Source organism: Chitinophaga sp. (assembly GCF_036569125.1).
In the GTDB taxonomy this organism is placed as follows: domain Bacteria; phylum Bacteroidota; class Bacteroidia; order Chitinophagales; family Chitinophagaceae; genus Chitinophaga.
On the sequence record NZ_DATCRF010000447.1, the window covers coordinates 1 to 5,833 of the forward strand.

General features: G+C 50.9%; 2 protein-coding genes. Both read left to right on the forward strand.

The window, feature by feature from the left end; translation table 11 throughout:
* A partial coding sequence (locus VIM87_RS16745) for an amino acid adenylation domain-containing protein (RefSeq protein WP_331998101.1) occupies window positions 1-3,619 on the forward strand: 3,619 nt, incomplete at its 5' end.
* Window positions 3,620-3,637: 18 nt separating this feature from the next.
* Window positions 3,638-5,833: condensation domain-containing protein (locus tag VIM87_RS16750; protein WP_331998102.1), on the forward strand; the 2,196-nt coding region annotated here is incomplete at its 3' end.

Consider the following 5,833-nt stretch of genomic DNA (forward strand, 5'->3'; position numbering starts at 1 on the left):
ACCCATACCTACGCTGCAGTGTTATATCCTGGATGCACAGCAGCAGCTAATGCCTAAAGGAGTATGGGGAGAAATGTATGTAGGCGGCGAAGGCGTGTGCAACGGTTACCTGAACCGGCCGGAGCTTACCAGCCAGCGTTTTATTCCCAGTCCTTTCAAAACCGGCGAACGCCTGTACCGCTCCGGCGATAAGGTACGTATGCTGGCGAACGGTGAAATGGAATATGGCGGCCGTATGGACGACCAGGTGAAGATCCGCGGTTACCGCATAGAGCTGGGTGAAATAGAAAGCCTGCTGCAGCAGCACCCGCAGGTAGATACTGCCGTGGTGCTGGCAAAACAATACCAGCAAGCTGAGAAAGAGCTGGTAGCCTATATAGTGGCAAAAGAAGAGCTAAACGTGTCGGCTATACGCGCACACCTGGGCAGCCGTTTGCCCGCTTATATGCTGCCCGCGCATTATGTGCAGCTAACAGCTTTGCCTTTAACACACAATGGTAAAATAGACCGTAAAAAGCTCCCGGACCCGCAAAGCGTGCAAATGGGCAGTGGCGTAGCTTACGTAGCGCCCCGCAATGAAATGGAAAAAGCATTTGCCGCCATTTATGAGCAGGTGCTGAACAAACAGCCCGTGGGCATAAGCGACGATTTCTTTAACCTGGGCGGAGACTCCATTAAAATACTGCGCACCATTAGCGCACTGAGAAAACAGCTGGCCCTGGAGATTTCTATTGCAGATTTTTACAGGCATAGCACCATTGAAAGCCTGGTGCAGTATGTGTCAGGCCGCAGTAATGAGAGCAATGACGAAGATAACCGCAATAAGGCAGCAGTGCTGGCAGAAATAGCCGCCCTGAAAAACCGGGTGCTGTCAAAGCTGGACGATGCGGAACAGGTGGAAGATATTTTCCCCATGAGCGATATCGAAAAAGGCATGGTGTATGAATCCCTGGTGAACAAAGACCTGGGTATCTATCACGACGTACTCGTAAACCACCGCGTGCTGCCTGGCTTTGATATGAACCGTCTGCGCCGTGCCTTTGCATTGTTAATTGACAAGCATGCATTGCTGAGAACTGGATTTCTGTTAGGGGATGATGATGGCGACCTGCAGATAGTATACAGAACGATCAATGCACCGCTGAATGAGCATGATCTTACCCACCTGGACCGCGGAGCGCAGGAACAGGAGATCCGCAGCTTCCTGCAGGCAGATGCAGTCCATTCGTTTAACGTAACCACGGCCCCGCTGTGGAGGGCAGATGTGTTCAGGATCAGCCGGGATGAAATTGTACTGTCATGCCAGTTCCACCACGCTATATTAGATGGCTGGAGCCATGCCAACCTGCTCACGGAGCTGAATAACGTGTACCTGGAGCTGGAACATTCCTCCATTGATAAGCTGCCTTTACTAAGATCATCTTATAAGGATTTTGTAATTCAGCAGCAGGCAGATAAGCGTAACCGTACCTTGCATACCTTCTGGGAGCAGGAGCTGGCCGGTTTTAAACGCCCCGACCTTTTTACCGCTGAATATGAATATAACAGCTATTTACAAACGCTGGATCATGCTTACCAGGAGAAGCTGCAGGCATTAGCCCTTACATTAAACACCAGTTTAAAAACTATTTCGCTCAGCGCTTACCTGTACCTGTTAAAAGTGCTGACTGCAGATAATGAAGTGGTAGCAGGGCTGGTAACCAATACCCGTCCCGGTTTGGAGGATAGTGACAAAGTATTGGGTTGCTTCCTGAATACAGTGCCCCTGCGTTTCAATATCGGGGAAGATATTACAGCAGCCGGCTGGGTGAAGCAGGTAGAGGAAAAACTGCTGGCCTTAAAAGAGCCGGAGCGTGTAAGCCTCATAGAGATTGCGCGTTTGCATCCGGATGCCGGCCAGGGTGGCGGTAATCCCTTCTTTGACAGCTTCTTCAACTTTGTAAATTTTCATGTACTTGAAGGCTTAAAAGGCAATAACGATGCCGCCGGTACGGAAGCCGCTGCAGCTGCCTTTAATGATAACACCCGCGCACGTACCAACATGCCGCTGGAAGTGAATGTGAACCTTACCGGCAATGTATTTAACGCCCGTTTTTTCCTGAACCGCAAATTAAGATCAGGGTTAACGGCAGCGGATCTGGGAAAAATGTATTTCCGCATTTTGCAGCATATAGCAGATGCGCCTGAACAGCTTTTACGGGAAGCCGCTTATATAGATGCCGCAGAAGAAAAGCTGCTGCTGCATACTTTCAATGATACTGCAACAGACTTCCCGGCAGATAAGACCATGATACACCTGTTTGAAGAACAGGTAAGCCGCAGGCCGGAAAAAGTAGCGCTGGTGTTTGGCGGGCGCACATTCACCTACCGGGAATTAAATGAGCAGGCCAACCGCCTGGCAGCGCACTTACGCGCCACAGCCGGCATTCAGCCTAATGACCTGGTAGGCATTCAGCTGGAACGCAGTGAATGGATGATCATTTCCATACTGGGCGTACTAAAGAGCGGCGCCGCCTACATTCCGATTGACCCCGCCTACCCGCAGGACCGTATTGATTACATGGTGGCAGACAGCCAAAGCAAGGTATTGATCAATGACGCCTGGCTGGCTGCTTTCCGGGAACAACAGCAGCAATACAGCACAGAAAACCTGCCCATAGTGAACCAGCCCACAGACCTGGCGTACGTGATCTACACCTCCGGTTCAACCGGCAGGCCTAAAGGCTGTATGCTGGAACACCGCGGCGTGGTGAACCGCGTGGAATGGATGTACCGCCAGTATGCATTCAGCGATGAGGATGTGATCTTACAGAAAACTACTTTCACATTCGACGTATCTGTTTGGGAAATATTCATGCCTTTGTGCTGGGGTGTAAAAATGGTATTGTGTCATAAGGATGATATTGCCTCCCCGCAGCGCATTCTGCAGCTCATAGCCACACAGGGCGTAACCTGCCTGCACTTTGTACCCAGCATGTTAAGCGCGTTCATAACCGCTTTATTTGAAGAAGCATCCACAAAGGCCGCCTTACAGGGCCTGCGCCTGCTGATCACCAGCGGTGAGGCCTTACCGGTAGAAACAGTAAAAAAATGGTACAGCCTTGTAAGCACACCCATTCATAACCTGTACGGACCAACGGAAGCATCGGTGGACGTTACGTTTTACGCTACCACTCCGCAGGATAACAGGATCCCCATTGGCCGTCCTATATGGAACACGCAATTGTACATCCTGGGCAGATCCATGGAGCTGCTGCCATTGGGTGTAGCAGGGGAGATCTGCATCGGCGGCGTAGGGCTTTCAAGAGGTTACCTGAACAAGGGGGAGCTCACCGCGCAGAAATTTGTAGAGAATCCCTTTCGCAAAGGGGAACGTCTGTACCGCACCGGCGACCTGGGGCAATGGCTGCCGGATGGTAACATTGTGTACCTGGGCAGGATAGATGACCAGGTAAAGATCCGCGGTTACCGTATTGAGCTGGGAGAAATAGAATCCGTACTGCTGCAATCGGGGCTGGTAAGTCAGGCCGCTGCCATTGCAAAAGCAGATGCAGCAGGGAACAAACGCCTGCTGGCATTTGTAGTGCCTGCAGCTGGTTACAGCTTGCCGCAGCTGTAGCAATATCTTGCAGCACAGGTGCCGGACTATATGCACCCTGCTGCTATTATAGCATTAAGCGCCCTGCCTTTAACGCCTAACGGCAAGGCCGATAAAAAAGCGTTGGCCACCTTACAGCATTCCCTGCTGCCGGCCACAGAATACATAGCGCCGCGCAATGAAACAGAGCAGAAGATAGCCGCTGTATGGGAGGAGGTGCTGGCTGCAGAGCGTATAGGCATTAACGATAACTTCTTCACCATAGGGGGGGACTCTATTATTTCCATCCGTTTGCTCAGCAGGCTTAAAAAGGAGCTGCATAAGGAAATTGAGCTGCGCACATTTTATGAAGGGCCAACAGTAGCGGCACTGGCCGCCCACCTGGCAGCAACCGGTGACCTGCCGGATGCCGGAACACAGCTGCAGCAGGATATTGCTGCTCAGCTGGAAGCAGTAAAGCAGGAAGTGCTGCAAACAGCGCCCAATGCCGCTGCCATAGCAGATGTATATCCCATGAGCGATATACAGAAAGGAATGGTGTTCGAACAGCTGAAAGACCCGGAGAACGGTACTTACCACGATCAGTTTGTGTACCAGCTGCCTTTATTTGACCTGAATATTTTTAAGCAGGCATTTACCTTACTGGTAGAAAAGCACAGCATTTTAAGGACCGGTTTTGATGTTTACAACATCGGGCAGGATAGTTTGCAGGTAGTGTACAACACCGTACCTGTGAATATGCACGTGGAGGACATCGCGGATCAGGATGCTGCAAACCAGCAGGCCTACATCCGCCGGTATATCACTGACGAACGCAAAAAAACGTTTGACCTTGCTGCAGCCCCGCTTTGGAGGATCAGCATTTTCCTCACCGCAGCAGACCGCATGGTGTACCTGTTCCAGTTCCATCATGCCATCCTGGATGGCTGGAGTGTAGCTTCTTTAAATACGGAGCTGTATCAGCTATGCCTGCAATTGCAGCAGGATGCTGCCTGCCGTCCGGCGCCACTGCTGGCCGATAACAGGACCAGCATCATTGCGTCGCTGGTGGAAAAAGAACAGTCGGCACATAGCCGTTTCTGGGAACAGGAGCTGGCCGGTTTTAAACGCCTGGCTGTATTTGAAGACAAAGAGCTTTACGCTGGTTTTGAAAAGAGTTTCCCGCTTGATTATTTACCTAAGCTGGAAAACGCCGCCAAACAACAGGGTGTTCCCTTAAGAACTTTATTCCTGGGCGCTTACCTGTATACGCTGCAGCTGCTTACCGCAGAAACAGATGTTACCATAGGGCTGGTATCCAACGTACGGCCGGTTTGTGAGGATGGCGATAAGATCCTGGGCTGTTTCCTGAACACGATACCGCTGCGGTATCAGCGGGATGGCGCAGCCGCTACCTGGCAGCAGTACATTGCAGCATTGGATCATAAATTAAGAAGTCTGAAAGGTCATGACCGCTTAAGCCTGTATGAAATTAACCGCCAGGCAGGCGCTCATGGAAGGGACAGCAATCCTTTCTTTGATGTGATTTTCAACTACATCAACTTCCACGTATATGATACGCTGAATGCAGTGCAGGATGATAATACGGCGCAGCAAAGCACTGCGCTGGAACTGAAGTCCTTTGAATCTACCAACACCTGGCTGGACCTGGCTGTGAATGTAACCGGCGGTTCCTTAAAGCTGATCTACAAACAGAAAAAGGAACTAACCGGCGGCATTTCCCTGGAAGCTTTCAACACGTATTTTGAGCGCGCTTTACAGCACATTGCCTTTAACGCTTCCCAAAGTATCAGCCGGCAGGAGATCCTGGGGGCAGATACCTGGCAGCGATTGCTGGTGGATTTCAATAATACTGCAGCCGCTTACCCGTATGACTATACGCTCATCGATCTGCTGGAGCAGCAGGCTGCCCGTACCCCGGACAATATTGCCCTTGTTTTTGAAGAGGTAACGTTATCATACAGAGCGCTGCATGAGCAGGCCAATAAAATAGCTGTTCATCTGCAGCAGGAATATAATATTCAGCCGGATGAGCTGGTAGGCTTAAAAACTGCGCGTAATGAATGGATGATCATTGCCCTGCTGGGCATTCTGAAAAGCGGCGCCGGTTATGTGCCCGTTGATCCGGAGTATCCGCAGGAAAGAATAAGCTATATGCTGGCCGACAGTCAGTGTAAGCTATTGATAGATGAGGATTGGCTGGCCGCTTTCCGTGCTTTGAATATAGCCGCTGAT